This window comes from Bradyrhizobium sp. AUGA SZCCT0431, assembly GCF_018131065.1.
GTDB lineage: Bacteria > Pseudomonadota > Alphaproteobacteria > Rhizobiales > Xanthobacteraceae > Bradyrhizobium.
This window is the reverse complement of the sequence record NZ_JAFCLR010000010.1, coordinates 125,284-143,141: the sequence shown is the minus strand read 5'-3', so window position 1 is coordinate 143,141 and position 17,858 is coordinate 125,284. Positions and strand designations below refer to the sequence as shown.

Here is a 17,858-nt window from a genome sequence, read left to right as displayed (position 1 = left end):
GCCATTGAGAACTCCGACATGTTACCCGAAGCCAAACTCGATATCCTGCTCGCCCATCACGCTTCGCTCGAGGCGGAGCTGCTCGGCCAGCTCTCTTCCGAGAAATACGTCCAGATCACGCGCGAACTCGCCGAGCTCAATCCACTGATCGATGCCGTCAAGGCCTATCGTGCGGCGCGCGCCGAAATAACAGACACCGAAACGTTGCTGGCGGATTCCGCGGCCGATCCTGACATGCGCGGCATGGCGGAAGCCGAGCTCGAGACGCTGCAGACGCGCGTTGGCGAACTCGAGCAGAAGATCCGCGTCGCGCTGTTGCCGAAAGACGCGATGGACGACCGCAACGTGATGCTGGAAATCCGTGCCGGCACCGGCGGCGACGAGGCCTCGCTGTTCGCCGGCGACCTGTTCCGGATGTATGAGCGTTTTGCCGCGCTGCAGGGCTGGAAGGTCGAGGTGATCTCCGCCAGCGAGGGCACCATGGGCGGCTACAAGGAAATCATCGCCGAAGTGCAGGGCCGCGGCGCGTTCGCCAAACTGAAATTCGAATCCGGCGCGCACCGCGTGCAGCGCGTGCCCGACACAGAAACGCAGGGCCGCATCCACACCTCGGCGGCAACGGTTGCGGTGCTGCCCGAGGTCGAGGATGTCGATGTCGACATCAAGAACGACGATCTGCGGATCGAGACCATGCGCGCGCAGGGCGCCGGCGGCCAGCACGTCAACAAGACCGAATCCGCGATCCGCATCACCCACATCCCGACCGGCATCGTTGTCATGATGCAGGACAGCCGCTCGCAGCACAAGAACCGCGCCTCGGCGATGAACATCCTGCGCTCGCGCATCTATGACGCCGAACAGCAGCGCATCAATGCGGCGCGCTCCGCCGACCGCCGCGAGAAAGTCGGCTCGGGTGACCGCTCCGAGCGCATCCGCACCTATAATTTCCCGCAAGGCCGCGTCACCGACCACCGCATCAACCTGACGCTCTATAAATTGCCGCAGGTGATCGCGGGCGAATCGCTGGGCGAACTGATCGACGCTCTGACGACCGAGCATCAGGCCGCCCAACTCGCCGCCCAGGGCGCCGCGGCGTGAATTGAATAAAGCTGTCGTCCCTGCGAAAGCAGGGACCCATAACCACGGGCCTGCGTTATTGCGCGAGATATCAACACCCACCGCCCACATCGAGAGGCCGCGGCGGCGCGATGAGCGCAATTGCGCTCACGCTGCGGGTCCGCGCTTTCGCGGGGACGACGGATGGATGGATTCTTGCGAGGTCGTCAGGTGACCGAATCTTTCGTCGGACAAACCGTCGAGACCGCGCGGCGCACGCTCACCGCACGCTTCAAATCCAATGCGATCGAATCCAGCGAAATCGATGCGCGCCTGCTCGTCGGCGCGGTGCTTGGCCTTGATCTCACCGGCCTGATCACGGCCGCGCAGCGGCAGCTTACGGCAAACCAATCACTGCGGCTGGAAGATTTCGCGCATCGCCGCCTGCAAGGCGAGCCAGTCGCGCGTATTGTCGGCCACAAGGAGTTTTGGGGGCTGCCGCTAAAGCTCTCGGCTGCGACGCTGGTGCCGCGGCCCGACACCGAGACGGTGGTCGAGCTGGCGCTGGAATTATTGGGTGCCGGCGGCGCGCTCAGCCGCAAATTGCGTATCGCCGACCTCGGCACCGGCTCCGGGGCGATCTTGCTGGCGTTGTTGTCGGAGCTGCCAAACGCGCACGGATTCGGCACCGACATTTCGTCAGCCGCCCTGCAGACCGCCCATACGAATGCCGCGTCGGCAGGGCTCTCTGATCGTACGACCTTCATCGCCTGCGATTACGCGTCCGGATTGACCGGGTCGTTCGACCTGATCGTGTCGAACCCGCCCTATATCCGCTCGGCGGACATCGCCGGTCTCGCCATCGATGTCCGGAAATACGACCCGCTGGCGGCGCTCGATGGCGGCGCCGACGGGCTGGATGCCTACCGCGCGCTGATCCCGCAGGCCGCGCCTCTCCTGGCGCCGGGCGCGGCCCTGGTTGTGGAGGCCGGGGAGGGCCAAAGCGGGCAAATCCAGGCCTTGATGGCGGCGGCGGGGCTAATCCCCGCAAGTGCCCCCAAAGCCGATCTGGCGGGCATTCAGCGGGCGGTCGCGGGCGGCAAAATGCCCCGATAAGGCCCTATTGGAACGCAAAAAAACCACTTGGAATATTGCCCGGGAGCGACTACGTTCCGGTCACAACATCGGTCCAGGGTTGCCGCCCCCGTAATAACGGGTGGAGGCCTGAGTTCTCGAAACGAGAGCCCGCCGAGTGAAAGGTTCCAAAACGCAGGTCCAATCGAGCGCAATAGCCTGAGCTGTGCTGCTCTCGACCGCAAAGCGAACGAAAGCCTGATATTGCGCTTGAATACCTACGCAAGAAACAGTCACGCAAAACAGTTACGTAGAGCCTGTGCTCCAGCGGCTGTTGAGCTTGTTTCGGTCGGGCGCGTTTCTGTTGGGCTGGTTTTGGCAGGCTAAGTCATTTGGTCCGGCCGGCTGTGAACGCCGGCGGTTGGGGAACGCGTCCTTGTTGAACGCGAGGGTTGGCGAAATCGACGTCATGAATTTGAACGACACCGTGAATCGGTGCGCACAGTCGTGTGCCCGGACCGGTGAGGCTACGACGGCAACGGCATAACTTCAGGGCTGGAATAAAGGCGAGACATGAGAAACGGTCAGAACAACAAGCGGATGCGTAACCGGAATAACAACAATAATAATAACAACAACAATAATAACCGGCGCGGTCAAAATCCGATGACCCGGGTGTTCGAATCGAACGGACCCGACATCAAGATTCGCGGCACCGCCTCCCACGTAGCGGAGAAATACGTCCAGCTGGCGCGTGACGCACGCTCATCCGGCGACCCGGTTGCGGCGGAGAATTACTACCAGCATGCCGAACATTATTTCCGCCTGATCGCTGCCGCCCAGGAGCAATTCCGGCAGAACCAGCCGCAGCCGCGCACCGAAAACGAAATGCCGGCCGAGGAGCACGACGAAGAGGGCGAGAACTTCAACCATTTCGGCCAGGAGCCGGGCTTCGTGCCGCAGCAGCAACAGCCGTTCGTGCCACGCGAGAACAATCAGCAGCGCGATTTCCAGCCGCGTGAGGGGCAACCCTTCCAGCGCGACCGCGACCAGCAGCCGCGCGAGCATCATCGCGAACAACGCGAACATCGTCCGCAGCCGCAATATCAGCCGCAGCCCCAGCCGCAGCCGGTAATTGCAGATACCGGCGGCGTCGATCGTCTGCCCTCGTTCATCACCGGGCCGCAGCCGCAGGTGAACGCCGCGCCCGGCGCCTTCGAAGGCAATGGCGGCGGTGAACGTTTCCCGCGCCGGCGCCGCCGGCCGCACGGCCCGCGTCCCGACAACGCAGCCGCCGCGCCGGTCCCGAGCGAAGATTTCAATCCGGGGAATGAGTAACTAGCGTAAGCGCCAGCTGCGCACAGGCAGTTTTCAAGGGTAGGCATCGCGCAAGCGTGCCCGCCCTTTTTTATGCCCGCGTCGCCGTCGTCGACGATGGCACCAGCACCGGCTGCAGCGACGGAATCAGCCGCGTGCGTTCGCGATGCGCGGGAATCGCACGGTAGACCTGCTTGGTCGCCTCCACGATGTGCACGCCGGCGAACGGCAGCGACAGCGCCGCGCCGACGCGCTCCCACGCCATCGCCGAACGCAGGAACCAGCCTTTGCCGACCGGCGGCAGGAACAGCGCCTCGCCCCACGCCGTCGGCGTGAACCAGGTCTGCCGCAACAATTGCGTGATCTGCGCGCGCGAATAGGGCCGGCCATGGCCGAACGGCGTGTTGTCGGTGCGGGTCCACACCCCGCGGCGATTGGGAATCACCGCAATCAGGCGCCCCGACGGCGCCAGCACACGCCACACCTCGCGCAGCAAACGTTCCGGATCGTCGGACATTTCCAGCGCATGCACCAGCAGGATGCGATCGACGGCAGCGTCCGGCAACGGCATCGAGAATTCATCGATCAGGGTCGCCAGCGCCGGCCGCGCCGTCGGCCATTTCAGCACGCCCTGCGCCGCCGGCATGAACGCGATGCAGCGTTCGGAATCTTCGCGAAACAGGCCGAGATAGGGCGTGGGATAACCTAGCCCGAGTACGCGAAGCCCATCCGCATCAGGCCATCGCGCCCGGATGCCGCGATTGATCAGCTGCCGCGCCACGATGCCGAGGCGGCGCGAATAGAAATCGCGGAGGTCGATGACGTCGATGGTCATGGGTTCAATCTATCACGCCGCCGTTCCCCGCGGAGCCTGGAAATTTGCATTGCCGCAGGAGCGTTAACGCCATATTTCCTGCCCATATGTGGCGTGTTAGAGCTTGATCGGGAAAGGCGCGCCCCGCACTTCGATGGCGGGGCGGGCACCGGTTTTCCGAAGAGATCATGCTCAGGCAAGAAATCACTCATACTGTTCGTGGAGATACCATGGCTTCGGAAATTCGCACTTTTACCTGCCTCAACGACAATTTCGGCTATCTGATCCACGATCCCGCAACCAAAGCGACCGCCTCGATCGACGCGCCGGAAGCCGGCCCCATCCTCAAGGCGCTGGAACGCGAAGGCTGGACGCTGACGGATATTCTGGTCACCCATCACCACCACGACCATGTCGGCGGCGTCGCCGAGCTGAAGCAGAAGTACAATTGCCGCGTCGTCGCCCCGCACGACAAATCCACGGCGATCGCCAATGTCGATCTGCGCGCCGCCCATGGCGACGTCATCAAGGTCGGCGATCTCCTGGTGCGCGTGCTGGAAACGCCCGGCCACACGCTCGACCACATCTCCTATGTGTTCGACAGCGAAAAAGCGCTGTTCGCCGCCGACACGTTGTTCTCGATCGGATGCGGCCGGGTGTTCGAAGGCGACTATCCCATGATGTGGGATTCGCTGCTCAAGCTGCGCGCGCTGCCGGATGATTTCAAACTCTATTGCGGCCACGAATATACCGCCTCCAACGTCAAATTCGCGCTCACGGTCGAGCCCGACAATCCCGCGCTGGTCGCGCGTGCCGCGGAAGTGACCAGACTGCGCGCGGAGAACAAGCCGACGATCCCGGTGCTGCTCGGCGAGGAAAAGAAATCCAACGTGTTCCTGCGCGCCGACGAGCCGTCGGTCGCCGCCAAGCTGCACATGAAGGGCGCCAACGCCGCCGACGTGTTCGGCGAACTGCGTGAACGCAAGAACAAGTCCTGATGACGCTCCCGGCAAACACTGCCGAGACAAGTGCCGCCGAGATCATCGCGCGGCTCGAGCTGAAGCCGCATCCGGAAGGCGGGCATTATCGCGAGACGTTTCGCGATTCCCGCACCGATGCGAGCGGCCGTTCGCGATCCACCGCGATCTATTTCCTGCTGGCGCGCGGCGAGCGTTCGCACTGGCATCGCATCGACGCCGTCGAGGTCTGGCATTACTACGCCGGCAGCGCGCTGACGTTGAAAATCGCCGACGATGACGGGCAATGGAGTTTCAGGCTCGGCCCAAATCTCGCCGCCGGCGAACAGCCGCAGGCGATCGTGCCGCCCGACACCTGGCAAGCCGCCGAGGGCACCGGCGACTGGACGCTGGTCGGCTGCACGGTCGCGCCGGGATTCGATTTTGCGACATTCGAGATGGCGCCGAAGGATTGGGAGCCTGAGTGATTTTGTAGGGTGGGCAAAGCGGAGCGTGCCCACCATTGAGCGATATTGCGGATAGATGGTGGGCACGGCGCAAGTGCGCCTTTGCCCACCCTACTGACCCTTCTTCCACACCATATCCTTTGCCGCGATCAGACCACCGCCGGCGATCAGGATCGCGGCAATGGCAATCGTGGCGCTCGCCGTAGCAAAGCCTGCGAGGATCAAAAACGCGGTCGAGAGCAGCGGCGTCGCATAGGATGCCGCGCCGAGCACCCGGATGTCACCGCGCTTCATGCCGATGTCCCAGGTAAAGAACGCAGCGCCGACCGGACCGACGCCGAGTGCGATAATGGCAAGCCATTGCCCTGACGTTTCAGGCCAGACCGTGGTCTCGACCATGCCGTGGACGAGAGCCGCGAGCAGTGCGGTGGCGAGGCAAAAACCGGCCACCGCGTCGGTCGGCACCGCCTTGAGCTTGCGCGACATCACCGAATAGGCCGCCCACACAAAGGCCGCGACGAAGGCCGCCGCCAGTCCCGGAATCTGGCCCGGCGCAAAGCCGCCGCCGCTATTGCCTGACAACAGCAACACCGTGCCGGCGAGACCGAGCAGCGCGCCGATGATGTGATGCGCCGCCAGCCGCTCGCCCGGCAGCAGCGAGGAGAACAGCACGATCAAAAGCGGCCAGAGATAATTCAAGAGCCCGGCTTCGGCCGGCGGCGCAAAGCGCAGCGCCAGGAAATACAGCGCGTGATAGCCGAACAGCCCGCCGACGCCGACCACCCACGCGGTCGGGGATTGCCGTAACGCGCCGAAGGCTGCGGGCCGCCAGATGAAGCTTATGAAGGCGACCGCCGCCCCGATCGCGAATGTCATCGCCGCGAGCTGAAACGCCGGAATTTTCCCGGTCGCAACCGTCAGGACCGACAGCAGCGACCACATCAGGATCGCGGTCAGTCCGATTAGCGTGGCTGTGCGGGGGGTCATCGTGCCTGGTTAAAGTTTTTTGCGTCATGGCCGGGCATAGCCGTCGAAGACGGCGTCGCTTCCGCTCGCCTATGCCCGGCCATCCACGTTCTTCTAACGCGGTTGTAAAGACGTGGATGCCCGGCACAAGGCCGGGCATGACGACTTCTTGATAAGTTGTGGCTGCGAGCGATTCGACAGGACCCCAGCAATCACACCATGTACTGCCCGCCATTGATCGTCAGCGTCGAGCCGGTGATGGCGCCGGCCTCGTCGGCGGCGAGGAAGACCACCGCGCGGGCGATTTCTTCGGGCTCGCCGAGGCGATTGACCGGGATCAGCGGCAGGATGCTCTTCTCCAGCACGTCCTTCGGCACCGCCTGCACCATTTCGGTGTTGATGTAGCCGGGGCAGATCGCGTTCACGGTGATGCCGCCCTTGGCGTTCTCCAGCGCCAGCGCCTTGGTGAAGCCGATGTCGCCGGCCTTGGCCGCCGAGTAATTGACCTGGCCGAACTGTCCCTTCTGGCCGTTGATCGAGGAGATGTTGATGACGCGGCCGAACTTGCGGGCGCGCATGCCTTCGATCACCTGGCGGGTCATATTGAACAGCGAGCCGAGATTGGTGTTGATGACCGCGTTCCACTGCTCGAGCGTCATCTTGTGGAAAGCGCCGTCCTTGGTGATGCCGGCGTTGTTGATCAGCACGTCGACCGGACCAAGATCGGCCTCGACCTGCTTGACGCCGGCCGCACAGGCGTCGAACGAGCTGACGTCCCATTTGTAAACGGGAATGCCGGTCTCCGATTTGAATTTCTCCGCCGCGGCGTCATTGCCGGCATAGCTCGCCGCAACCTTGTAGCCCGCCGCCTTCAGCGATTTGCTGATCGCAGCACCAATGCCCCTCGTACCCCCCGTAACCAATGCAACACGTGCCATGTCGTAATCCTCCTTGGTGGTCTTTTTACGAGCCGGAATTGTCCCGGTCTTTTGACGAAGCCTGCTCTTCAAAGTGCGGCGCGTTTTCTCACTCGATAACGCACCAGAGATGAAAATGCCCGGCGCAAGACCGGGCATTTCAGTTTTATCGATTTGAGCCGTGGTTGACAGATGAACTTTTCATCAACAACGCATCCTGCCTGCCTTTTATCTGTACGCGTTTTCTTGACGCGAACCGGTACCCACTTCGCTTGAAAACGCTATGGTTCAGTCGCGCGCAATGCACATGGCAATGCCCATGCCGCCGCCGATGCACAGCGTGGCGAGGCCTTTCTTGGCATCGCGCTTCTGCATTTCGTGCAGCAGCGTCACCAGCACGCGGGCGCCGGAAGCGCCGACGGGATGGCCGATCGCGATCGCACCGCCATTGACGTTGACCTTGGACGTATCCCAGCCGAGGTCCTTGTTGACCGCGCAGGCCTGTGCCGCAAACGCCTCATTGGCCTCGATCAGATCGAGATCGCCGATGTTCCAGCCGGCCTTCTTCAGCGCGGCGCGGGAAGCCGGGATCGGCCCGGTGCCCATGATCTTCGGATCGACACCGGCCTGGCCCCAGGAGACGATGCGGCCGAGGACCTTCTTGCCTTCCTTGGCGGCCTGCTTGGCGGTCATCAGCACCACCACGCCGGCGCCGTCATTGATGCCGGACGCGCTGCCGGCGGTAACGGTGCCATCCTTCTCGAAGGCGGGCTTCAGCTTGGCCATCGCTTCGACGGTGGCGCCATGGCGCGGATATTCGTCGTCGCTGACGATGATGTCGCCCTTGCGGGTCTTGATGGTGACGGGGACGATTTCGTCCTTGAACTTGCCGGCCTTTTGCGCGGCCTCGGCCTTGTTCTGCGAGTGAACCGCGAACTCGTCCTGCTGCGCGCGGGTGATCTGGTACTGCCGTGCGACGTTCTCGGCGGTGTTGCCCATGTGGTAGCCGTTGAAGGCATCCCACAGGCCGTCCTTGATCATGGTGTCGACCAGTTCGAGGCCGCCCATCTTGACGCCGCCACGCAGATATTGCGCGTGCGGGGCCATGCTCATGGATTCCTGGCCGCCGGCGACGACGATTTCCGAATCGCCGTTGAGCAGCGCCTGATAGCCGAGCGCGACGGTGCGCAGGCCCGAGCCGCAGAGCTGGTTGACGCCCCAGGCCGGGCTTTCCACCGGGATGCCGGCCGCGATCGAGGCCTGGCGGGCGGGATTCTGGCCCTGCGCCGCGGTCAGGATCTGCCCCATGATGACTTCGGACACGCGGCCCGGCTCGATGCCAGCCCGCTCCAGCGCGGCCTTGATGGCGATGGCGCCAAGATCATGGGCCGGGGTGGTGGCGAACGCGCCGTTGAAGCTGCCGACCGGGGTGCGGGCGGCGCTGACGATGACGACATCGTCTGACATGGACATCTCCTGTGGGCTTGAGGTTTCTCGACGGCGGGCGGCCGGATGGCGGGCCTGTCTCTTGGGACCATCCTGTTAACCTAGGCATCGTGTGTCAATCGGCCAGAGGGGAAAATCACGCCGCGGCGCATTCAAAATAGCGTCTCTGGCAGTTTCCGAAGCAGTCTCCATGCCTTGGAATTAACCGTGCCGCACAAAACGGTAGCCGAACCGCATTGAAAATGCTTACTTTGCTGCGTTGCGTTGCTCGTCTGCCCGCCGGCGATGCCGTCGGGTTCCCCGCTCTCGGTACGATGTGTGAGCCCCATGGCCATGGCCAAGTCAGACCAACCCACCACGATCAAGAAATATGCTAACCGGCGGCTCTATAATACCGGCACCAGCACCTATGTGACGCTCGAGGATCTCGCAGCGATGGTGAAGGATGGCGAGGATTTTCTCGTCTATGACGCCAAGACCGGTGACGACATCACCCGCTCGGTGCTGGCGCAGATCATCTTCGAACAGGAAAACAAGGCGGGGCAAAATCTGCTGCCGACCACGTTCCTGCGCCAACTGATCCGCTTCTACGGCGACAGCATGCAGATGGTGGTTCCGAAATATCTGGAACAATCGATCGACACGCTGACGCGCGAGCAGGAAAAGTTCCGCAAGCAGCTCACCAACACGTTCTCGGGAACGCCATTTGCGCCGCTCGAAGAACACGTCCGCCGCAACATGGAACTGTTTCAGCAGACGTTCTCGATGTTCAAGCCGTTCGTGCCGCCGCGCGGCGGCGTGACGTCAGTCGAACCCGAGAAAGTGCCGGAGCCTGCGGCCAACGAAGACAATATCGACGACCTTCGCCGCCAGATGAAAGACATGCAGGACCGCCTCGAGCGCATGTCGAAAGAGCCGAAGAAGGAAGAGTAGTTTTTCTTCCGCGCTCCACGCTCTCCATACGGTCGTCCCGGCCTTGAGCCGGGACCCATAACCACCAACCCTGATTTTAGGAAGAGCTGGAGCTCCAGCTGAGCATAACCACGCGCATTGGGTCCCCCGATGCGCAATTGCGCATCTGAGATCGCGCTTCGCTTGTCCGGGACGACGGAGAGATATTTCAATGCAGCGACAATTCTAACTCGCCGCCGGCAACACCGTCCCGGCCGGCACGGCCCACGGCCGCTCCGGTGACGCGAGGCCGATCAGGCGGCCCTGGATGTAGTCGCAGCCCCATTCGCGCAGCATGACCGCGGACTCTTCGTCCTGCACCCATTCCGCCACCGTCTTGATCTGCAGCCGCCGCGCCAGATCGATCAGCGTCTGCACGAAGGCGCGGTCATCGGCCGAGCGCGCGATGTTCTGCACGAAGGCGCCGTCGATCTTGACGATGTCGACGCCGAGCTTGCGCAGATTCCGGAACGAGGTGTAGCCGGCGCCGAAATCGTCGATCGCGATCCGGCTGCCGAAATTCTTCAGCCTCGTGACGAAGCCTCTGATGTCGTCGATATCCTGGATCGCCACGGTCTCGGTGATTTCCACGATCAGCCGTTCGGCCACGCCCGGATGCGCACGCATCAAGGATTCGATCGAGGCCGACCAGTCCGGATCCATCGTGGTGTCGGGTGAGATGTTGAGGCTGAGCTGCACGTTCGGTGACGCCGCGAGTTCGGCGACCGCGAGTTCCAGCACGCGGTGATCGACCAGCCGGATCAGGCCAAGTCGTTCTGCGACGGGGACTATATCCGGTGCCAGCAACGCCTCGCCGTTGTCCTGCTCCATCCGCACCAGGCATTCGTAGAACGCCGGCTGGCGCGAGCGCGCTTCGACCACCGGCTCAAACGCGGTCACGATCCGGCGCTCGTTCAGCGCGGTGACGATTTCGTCGGTGACGCGGATGTTGACGCGGCGCTGGGCGTCGCGTTCGACATTCGGCTTCCACAGCGAAAAAGATCCGGAACGGCGGCTCTTGGCGCCATCCAGCGTTTCCTGGGCGCGGGTGACGGCCTCATCGGCGCTGCGGGCGTAACGCGGGATGCTGATCGCGCCGATCGACGCCGTTACCGACACCGGGCCGGACACGGTCGGCACCACCTCGTCGCGAATGCCGGCCAGAAACCGCTCGGCCGCGACATTGGTGTCGTCGACGGTGCAGTTGCGCAAGATCAGCCCGAATTTGTTGCCGGAGAATCGCCCGAGCACGTCGCCGCCGCGTAGCCGCGCACGAATGCGTTTTCCGACTTCCGCGATCACGCCATCGGCGACATCGAAGCCGAAAGCGTCGTTGATGCGCGCCAGATGGTCGATGCCGATCAGCATGAAGGCGCAGGACGAACGGAAGCGCGCGGCTTCCTCGATCGCCTCGGCGAGCGCGGCGACCAAATGGGTGCGATTGAGTTCGCCGGTCAGCGGGTCGTGCCGCGAGAGCCGCACGAGTTGCTCATCGCGGGCGCGGCGCTCATTGTCGACGCGGACGACGCCTTGCGCGCGCGCCGGCTTGCCGTCGGCGCCGGCGAACCAGCAGCCGGTTTCCTCGATCCAGATCACGGGCGCGGAGGTCGAGGCCCGCACGCCATATTCGACCCGGTAAGCAACGCCTTCGCCGCCGCGTGCAGGGGCCGTGTGACCCAGCGCGTCTGACCGGATCGACCCTTTCGGCTCAATCAGCTTGGCGAACCCTGTGCCACTGGCCAGCGCTTCCGGGGCGATGTCGGTAAAGACGGAGGCGGCGTTGTCGCTCCAGACGATGCTGTCGGCGGCGAGATCCCAGACGAACGTGGCCTGCCCGAGCGAAGCGAGGATGCTGGAGGCTTGCGGGACAGCGGACATCAAAGTCGCCTCGATTCGGGACAGCCCAAAGACAGGCAAGGTGATTCTGGCACCTTCAGGATAGTGTTTCTACCAAATCACACGCTAGGCAAAGTTCATAAATAATCTGGAAACCACGTTTTATGGCTGTTGCAAACCTTCGGGAACGAACCGCCACGTATCGGCATAGGCCTTGCGAAGAGCGAATCGCGGTAGGGCGTCACGTCCCAAAACGTGACAGTTTTAGCCGGTTCAGTGCGATGCTCGATACCGAACGATCAGAAGATATTTTGGACGTAGAGGTCTCCGACGCCGACGCGCCGGCCTGTGTCGCGCTCGTGCCGGTGACCCAATCGGTGCACTGGTCGCGGAAATCGACCGCGGCGCGGCCCGACCCGACCTTCGTGACCCATCTGATGGCGACCGCCGACCAGGCGCCGCAAACCCGCTGCATGCGACGTGCCTCGATCGTAGATGCCCAGACGGCCTATGGCGCACACCCGCAGGAACGACGCAGCGTGGCACGGCGGACCCGGCAGGTCATCTGAGCAAGAAATCTGATCCGACGACCGGTCAGCGCGGCGGCTTGTCCGGGGACGGTGTCGTACCGCTGCCCGGCTGTATCCCCGGCGAGGGGACTTCCGGCGAGGCCGCATGGGGCGCGACAGCAGGCGCCGGTGCCGGTTCGGGGTGATCCAGCAACACTGATTCAGCGACTGATGCCGCGGGCGGCGCTGTCGCCTGTGCCGGCGCGGGCTCGGGTTTCGGCTCGGCCACTGGCGGTTCGGCCTGTGGCTCAGGTCTTCTGGTGCCCTTGGCGGACACCGCAGGCGCCACGACCGCGCCACGCCGCGTGCGCAAGGCAAGGCCGGACAGGAAGTCGACCAGCGCAAGCGACGTCAGCAGGAAATAGGTCGAGGTGCCGAACTTCGGCCACAGCACGAATTCGGCAGCGGCCGCGCCGAACACGATCAGCGACAGCAGATGGTCGGTGAGGTATTTCGCGCCGGGACGCGCGCCTTTGATGACTTCGAACATCAACAGGAAGATGCCGACCGCGACCAGAACGTCGCTCAGCGTCACCTGCCATTCCACGCCCGACATCAGCATCAGCTTCAGCAGCGGCGTGCTGAAAGCGACTTCCGGCATCAGGAAGGCGATGATGTTGTAGATCGCGAGCGGAATCAGGAGTAGCGGAAATCCGACCATGGACATCGGCGAGGCCTTAACTAAAGGAAACTTGAACGCTCCCGGGCGAAGCATCGCGCTTCGCCTCCGGGAACCGTCTTACCCCACCCGTTGGCCGAATTCAGGCAGGCACGGCTGAACCGCCGCGCCAAGCCCGGGCCCGATCAGGATTCCTTCTTGGCCTTCAGAACCTGCCGGCCCTTGTACATGCCGGTCTTCAGGTCGAGGTGGTGCGGACGGCGCAATTCGCCCGAATCCTTGTCTTCGGCATAGGTCGGCTTCTTCAGGGCGTCCGCCGAGCGGCGCATGCCACGCCGCGAGGGCGATGTTTTTCTTCTGGGAACGGCCATAACGGTCCTCTAGGGGTGTTGTCGGAGGGCATCGTCCTGGGTAGCGGACCGCCCAGCGCTTCAAAGCACGGGCTGCGATGCCGATAAGGCCGCGCTTATAGAGGAAGGGATGACGTAAAGCTAGGCTTTGCCAAGGTTAAATCGGCCGAAAATTGGCTCAAAAGGCACGATTTTCGCTCCAGCACCGCTGCAGCGCGGATGCGTTGGCCCGGGCCATATAGGTGCCGGCCAGACGCCGCACCCCGGGGCCGGGACTACGGGCGCTGCGCCTGACCGGATTGGGCAGGATCGCCGCCAGCAGGGCCGCCTCGCGCGGCGACAGGGTCGCAGCCGAACGACCGAACGCGTATTGGGACCCTGCCTCGGCGCCGAACTGCCCGGAGGGGCCCAGTTCGGCGATATTGAGGTAGATCTCGAGAATCCGCTGCTTGGACAGCACCAGGTCGATCCACATCGCCAGCGGCAGCTCCAGCGCCTTGCGGACCACGCTGCGGCCCGGCCACAGGAACAGGTTCTTGGCCACCTGCTGGGTGATGGTGGATCCGCCACCCGACACCTCGCCTTCTTCGTGATCCTCGATCGCATCCTGCAGCGCGCTCCAATCGACCCCGCGATGGCCGCAGAATTTGGCGTCCTCGGAGCCCACCACCGAACGCGGCAGCGCCGGCGAAATCGCCTTGAAATCGATCCATTGCCGCGACACCGGCGCGCCCTTGAGCCAGCGCCAGGCCATTAGCGTCGAGACCGGATGGCCGGTGCGATAGAACGGCGTCACCAGATACGGCAACAGCAGCAGCACCAGCAAAATCAGCAATAAGATTCGGACAAAGCGCAAATTCGGATGCTTCCGGTTCAGCCCAGCCGGCGTAAGGATCGGTCAAGAGACCCCTTAATAGGTGACATCACCATGATATTTCGTGGGTTTTCCAGCGCTTTTAAGGCGTTTCGGGCCGGGAAGCGGAATTGACTGACGCCGTGCCATCAACGATTGTCCGGCAAAATTGATCTGGAGCCATTCTTAAATGACGACCGCCACTGCCGATTTTACCAAACGATTGGATCAGACCGCCGAAGATACCGAGGCCCTGCTGGCGAAGCTGCTGTCGGATACGCTGTTATCAGACGAGATCGCGCGGCCGAAGCGGCTGATGGACGCGATGCGCTATTCAAGCCTCGGCGGCGGCAAGCGCCTGCGGCCGTTTCTGGTGGTCGAGAGTTCGGCCGTGTTCGGCGTTCCGCGTGACGCCGCGCTGCTGGCCGGCGCCGCGCTCGAATGCATCCACTGCTATTCGCTGATCCATGACGATCTGCCGGCGATGGACAACAGCGACCTGCGCCGCGGCCGGCCGACGCTGCACAAGAAGACCGACGACGCCACCGCGATCCTCGCCGGTGACGGCCTGCTGACGCTGGCGTTCGACATCGTGACACGCGACGAGATTCATTCCGATCCCACCGTGCGCCTGCTGCTGACCCGTGCGCTCGCCCGCGCCTCAGGGATCGGCGGCATGGTCGGTGGACAAATACTCGACCTCGCCGGCGAAGGCCGGTTCGGCGACCGCGAGCCGGTCGACGTGGCGCGGCTTCAGCAGATGAAGACCGGCGCGCTGCTGCGCTATGGCTGCATCGCCGGCGCGATCCTCGGCCAGTCCACGCAACAGGAATATCAGGCGCTCGACGATTACGGCCGCGCGCTCGGCGAGGCGTTCCAGATCGCCGACGATCTGCTCGACGTCGAAGGCGACGCCGCAGCCCTCGGCAAGCCGGCCGGCGCCGATGCGGCCCTCGGCAAGACCACCTTCGTCACCCAGCTCGGCATCGACGGCGCCAAGCAGCGCGTGCGCGACTTGCTGGCGCGCGCGGATTCCGCGCTGTCGATCTTCGGCGCCAAGGGTGACGTGCTGAAGGCCGCGTCGCGCTTCGTCGCCGATCGCAAGAGCTGACGTGCCATCGCAGAAGAAGGAACTCGACGAGCTCGTCGACCGGTTCAGGAAAAAGCCGGTTCTGCTCCGTGTGGTCTATGGGCGGCCACGCACCTTCATCGCGATCGCAGTCGGTATCGTTGCGTTCTTTTTGCTGCCGGGCTCACTGCGGCTGGTAACGCGGCTGCTGGTCAGCTGGGATATCTTCGTCGCACTGTATCTGGTGCTGGTTTTCACCATGGTGCTTCGCAGCGGCATTTTGCACATCCGCCGCAATGCGGCGCTGCAGGACGACGGCCGTTTCCTGATTCTGCTGCTGACGGCGCTCGGCGCGTTTGCCAGCATCGCCGCCATCGTGTTCGAACTCGGCGCCTCGAACCGCAGCGCGCCGGGACTGGTGCTGGCGACGGTGACCATCGCCCTGTCATGGGCGGCGGTACACACGGCGTTCTCGCTGCACTACGCGCATGAGTATTACCGCGGCGGCAAACCGGGCGGCCTGCAGTTCCCGAGCGGCGACCAGCATGAAGACGCCGATTACTGGGATTTCGTCTATTTCTCGTTCGTGATCGGGATGACCGCGCAGGTTTCCGATGTCGGGATCACCGACAAGATCATCCGCCGCACCGCGACCGTTCACGGCATCATTTCGTTCGTGTTCAATACCGCGCTGGTCGCGCTGATGGTCAATATCGCCGCGAGTGCGATCTAGCTGGCCTTTCAGCGACACACCTCGACATTGCCGCCGCTCGGATAGGGGCCGCCGGCGCCAAACGCCCTGTATTCGACGCGACAGCCGGCGCTCACGGAACGGCAGCCGGCCTGATCGCATACGACCTGGCCAGATGCCCGGCCGGAGACTTGAGGCCTGGGTGCACTGACCTCGGGCCGTGGCCGTTCCCGAACCGGTCGCTCGGGGCGATCATCGGTATCGCGCTTGGCCACCGGCTTGTTGACGCGGCGCTTTTCGCATTCATTGTCGTCGTTGAGCACCCAACCCTGGGCGCAAGTGATCTTGCTGCAGCGGTCGCCATCGGCCCTGAAGCCATGTTCGCAGACCAGCGGGCAGACGCGTGACGGCTTCAGCTTGATCACATCGAGCGTGTCGACGCTGGCCACTTTGGCATCAAGCCTGGTTCCGGCGTAGCGGTTGAACAGCGTCAGCGAGCGCTGCGAAGCCGCGTTCCAGTCGCCATCGGCGGCGCCGGTCAGGCAGCCGACACGGCGCAGCTCGGCCTGCACCGATCTGGTGATGTCGGCCGGCGCCGATGCGGGGGGCAGGGCCGCGAGATTGACGGCCTTTTCCTTGACAGGTTCCTTGGCGGGCGCGGGTGCTTCGGCCGCGAGGCGCTTCTGTTCGGCCGCCGCGGCCTGGTCCTGGGCAATTTGCTTGGCCTTTTCGGCGGCGATGCGCGCCTGCTCGGCGGCCCTGACATCAGCCTCGGCCCTCGACTGCTCCGATCTCTGAGCCCCTTCGGCGACAAGCCGCGCCCGCTCCTGTTCGGCCAACCGCGCCTTCTCGGTTGCGGCGATGCGGATTTCCTCGGCGGCGATCTTGTCGAGCTGCAGCTTGGCGAGGCTGGCATAGAAGCCGTCGGGATATTGCTTGAGGAAGGCATCGAGCGCGTTCTTGTTGCCGAGCTGAAGCGCCAGTTCGTAGTCACGGCGGGCTTCGGCCTGCGCGCTGAGTGCGGGCGCCGGAGCAACTGCCGCTGCTGGCGCCGCCTTCGGCGGAGCCGGCACCAGCGGCACGTCTTCGCCGCCCAGCGAACCATAGACAAACGGCTCCTGCCGGTTGCCGGTGGTCTTGAGCACTTCGTCGCGGACAAATCCGAAAGCCCGGCGCACGTCGAGCCCCGGCGTCGCGATATGGCGCGACAGCGCTGCTGTAAACGGGCTATTCTGGCCGTCGCCATCGGCCGCGGTGAATCCGGCCTTGGCCGAATAGGCGATCAGCACGTTCGGGCTGCTCGGCTCGACCTTGGCCAGGCCCTGCCCGATCGCGCGCGAGGCCACGGTCCGCTTCATGGTCTTGGCAAACGGATTGTCCCGGCAGGCGTCGAGAATGACGAGCCGCAATTTCTTGGCCGGCTCGATCGCGATCAGCACGCGATCCAGCGACAGGGCCTCATCGTAAACGTCCGTATCGCGCTCCAGTTTTGCATCCACCGGAATCAAATAATTCGAGCCGTCCACCTCGATGCCGTGGCCGGCGTAATAGACGACGGCGATGTCGGCATCCCGGGCACGGTCGGCGAAGTCGCGCAGCGCGCGCCGGGTTTCGGCCGCGGGGAGATCGCGGCGGGAATCGACGACATCGAAGCCGGCATCCTTCAGCGTCGCGGCGATCTTGGCGCTGTCGTTAACCGGATTGGCAAGCTGCGGGACATTCCTGTAGGCGGAATTGCCAAGCACCAGGGCGACGCGCTTCTCGGCAAACGCCGGCTGGCACACAGCCAGCAGCGCTGCGGCGGCAAGCACCCATCGATGCAATTTCAGAGATCCAGACCTGATCATGACGCTTCCGGAGCCTCGCACTTTTTCGCACCGGATATGCCTATCATGGGCATAGGGCCG

18 protein-coding genes are annotated in these 17,858 nt (G+C 63.8%); 9 read left to right on the top strand and 9 right to left on the bottom strand.

The window, feature by feature from the left end:
- Positions 1–18: 18 nt before the first annotated feature.
- The 3 genes from prfA to JQ567_RS12080 all read left to right on the top strand — a co-directional run bounded on the left by prfA (position 19) and on the right by JQ567_RS12080 (position 3,468).
- Complete coding sequence (gene prfA / locus JQ567_RS12090; RefSeq protein WP_212439012.1) at positions 19–1,098, top strand: peptide chain release factor 1; 1,080 nt, start codon at positions 19–21, stop codon at positions 1,096–1,098.
- 189 nt (positions 1,099–1,287) lie between these two features.
- A complete protein-coding gene (gene prmC / locus JQ567_RS12085) occupies positions 1,288–2,172 on the top strand; it encodes a peptide chain release factor N(5)-glutamine methyltransferase (protein ID WP_312017388.1) in 885 nt (294 codons plus the stop codon).
- Positions 2,173–2,703: 531 nt separating this feature from the next.
- Positions 2,704–3,468: a DUF4167 domain-containing protein gene (locus JQ567_RS12080; protein WP_212415996.1), complete on the top strand. Its 765-nt coding sequence runs from the start codon at positions 2,704–2,706 to the stop codon at positions 3,466–3,468.
- 70 nt (positions 3,469–3,538) lie between these two features.
- Here JQ567_RS12080 and JQ567_RS12075 read toward each other — a convergent pair whose 3' ends face one another.
- Positions 3,539–4,282 carry a methyltransferase domain-containing protein gene (locus JQ567_RS12075; RefSeq protein WP_212213815.1) on the bottom strand — a complete coding sequence of 248 codons (744 nt, stop codon included), beginning with the start codon at positions 4,280–4,282 and terminating at the stop codon, positions 3,539–3,541.
- Positions 4,283–4,491: 209 nt separating this feature from the next.
- On the opposite strand from JQ567_RS12075, the gene gloB reads away from it, so the two are divergent.
- Positions 4,492–5,259 carry a hydroxyacylglutathione hydrolase gene (gene gloB, locus JQ567_RS12070; protein WP_212439010.1) on the top strand — a complete coding sequence of 256 codons (768 nt, stop codon included), beginning with the start codon at positions 4,492–4,494 and terminating at the stop codon, positions 5,257–5,259.
- Positions 5,259–5,705, top strand: coding sequence for a cupin domain-containing protein (locus JQ567_RS12065; protein ID WP_212439009.1), 447 nt, complete (start codon positions 5,259–5,261; stop codon positions 5,703–5,705). The genes gloB and JQ567_RS12065 overlap by 1 nt, the downstream gene beginning before the upstream one ends.
- Before the next feature lie 90 nt (positions 5,706–5,795).
- On the opposite strand, the gene JQ567_RS12060 is transcribed toward JQ567_RS12065, so the two are convergent.
- The 3 genes from JQ567_RS12060 to JQ567_RS12050 all read right to left on the bottom strand — a co-directional run bounded on the left by JQ567_RS12060 (position 5,796) and on the right by JQ567_RS12050 (position 9,034).
- Positions 5,796–6,671: a DMT family transporter gene (locus JQ567_RS12060; protein ID WP_212439008.1), complete on the bottom strand. Its 876-nt coding sequence runs from the start codon at positions 6,669–6,671 to the stop codon at positions 5,796–5,798.
- Positions 6,672–6,862: 191 nt separating this feature from the next.
- Positions 6,863–7,588 carry an acetoacetyl-CoA reductase gene (gene phbB / locus JQ567_RS12055; RefSeq protein WP_192736448.1) on the bottom strand — a complete coding sequence of 242 codons (726 nt, stop codon included), beginning with the start codon at positions 7,586–7,588 and terminating at the stop codon, positions 6,863–6,865.
- Between the two features lie 267 nt (positions 7,589–7,855).
- Entirely contained in the window at positions 7,856–9,034 is a 1,179-nt protein-coding gene (locus JQ567_RS12050; RefSeq protein ID WP_074820477.1) for an acetyl-CoA C-acetyltransferase, read from the bottom strand.
- A 312-nt stretch (positions 9,035–9,346) separates the two neighbouring features.
- Here JQ567_RS12050 and phaR point away from each other — a divergent pair, with 312 nt between their 5' ends.
- Complete coding sequence (phaR, locus tag JQ567_RS12045) at positions 9,347–9,946, top strand: polyhydroxyalkanoate synthesis repressor PhaR (protein ID WP_212439007.1); 600 nt, start codon at positions 9,347–9,349, stop codon at positions 9,944–9,946.
- A gap of 204 nt (positions 9,947–10,150) precedes the next feature.
- On the opposite strand, the gene JQ567_RS12040 is transcribed toward phaR, so the two are convergent.
- Positions 10,151–11,842 (bottom strand): bifunctional diguanylate cyclase/phosphodiesterase, encoded by a 1,692-nt coding sequence (locus tag JQ567_RS12040; RefSeq protein ID WP_212439006.1) that lies wholly within the window; start codon positions 11,840–11,842, stop codon positions 10,151–10,153.
- A 239-nt stretch (positions 11,843–12,081) separates the two neighbouring features.
- Here JQ567_RS12040 and JQ567_RS12035 point away from each other — a divergent pair, with 239 nt between their 5' ends.
- Complete coding sequence (locus JQ567_RS12035) at positions 12,082–12,369, top strand: hypothetical protein (RefSeq protein ID WP_212439005.1); 288 nt, start codon at positions 12,082–12,084, stop codon at positions 12,367–12,369.
- Positions 12,370–12,394: 25 nt separating this feature from the next.
- On the opposite strand, the gene JQ567_RS12030 is transcribed toward JQ567_RS12035, so the two are convergent.
- The 3 genes from JQ567_RS12030 to mtgA all read right to left on the bottom strand — a co-directional run bounded on the left by JQ567_RS12030 (position 12,395) and on the right by mtgA (position 14,194).
- Entirely contained in the window at positions 12,395–13,030 is a 636-nt protein-coding gene (locus JQ567_RS12030; RefSeq protein WP_212439075.1) for a hypothetical protein, read from the bottom strand.
- A gap of 143 nt (positions 13,031–13,173) precedes the next feature.
- The gene (rpmF, locus tag JQ567_RS12025) at positions 13,174–13,359 is read right to left on the bottom strand and encodes a 50S ribosomal protein L32 (RefSeq protein ID WP_027540899.1); all 186 of its coding nucleotides are present in this window, start codon (positions 13,357–13,359) and stop codon (positions 13,174–13,176) included.
- Positions 13,360–13,516: 157 nt separating this feature from the next.
- Positions 13,517–14,194 carry a monofunctional biosynthetic peptidoglycan transglycosylase gene (mtgA, locus tag JQ567_RS12020; protein WP_212439004.1) on the bottom strand — a complete coding sequence of 226 codons (678 nt, stop codon included), beginning with the start codon at positions 14,192–14,194 and terminating at the stop codon, positions 13,517–13,519.
- A gap of 187 nt (positions 14,195–14,381) precedes the next feature.
- Here mtgA and JQ567_RS12015 point away from each other — a divergent pair, with 187 nt between their 5' ends.
- Complete coding sequence (locus JQ567_RS12015; protein ID WP_192736443.1) at positions 14,382–15,302, top strand: polyprenyl synthetase family protein; 921 nt, start codon at positions 14,382–14,384, stop codon at positions 15,300–15,302.
- Position 15,303: 1 nt separating this feature from the next.
- Positions 15,304–15,993, top strand: a complete 690-nt coding sequence (locus JQ567_RS12010) for a DUF1345 domain-containing protein (protein ID WP_212439003.1) — start codon at positions 15,304–15,306, stop codon at positions 15,991–15,993.
- A gap of 8 nt (positions 15,994–16,001) precedes the next feature.
- On the opposite strand, the gene JQ567_RS12005 is transcribed toward JQ567_RS12010, so the two are convergent.
- Positions 16,002–17,798 (bottom strand): caspase family protein, encoded by a 1,797-nt coding sequence (locus JQ567_RS12005; protein WP_212439002.1) that lies wholly within the window; start codon positions 17,796–17,798, stop codon positions 16,002–16,004.
- Positions 17,799–17,858 lie beyond the last annotated feature (60 nt).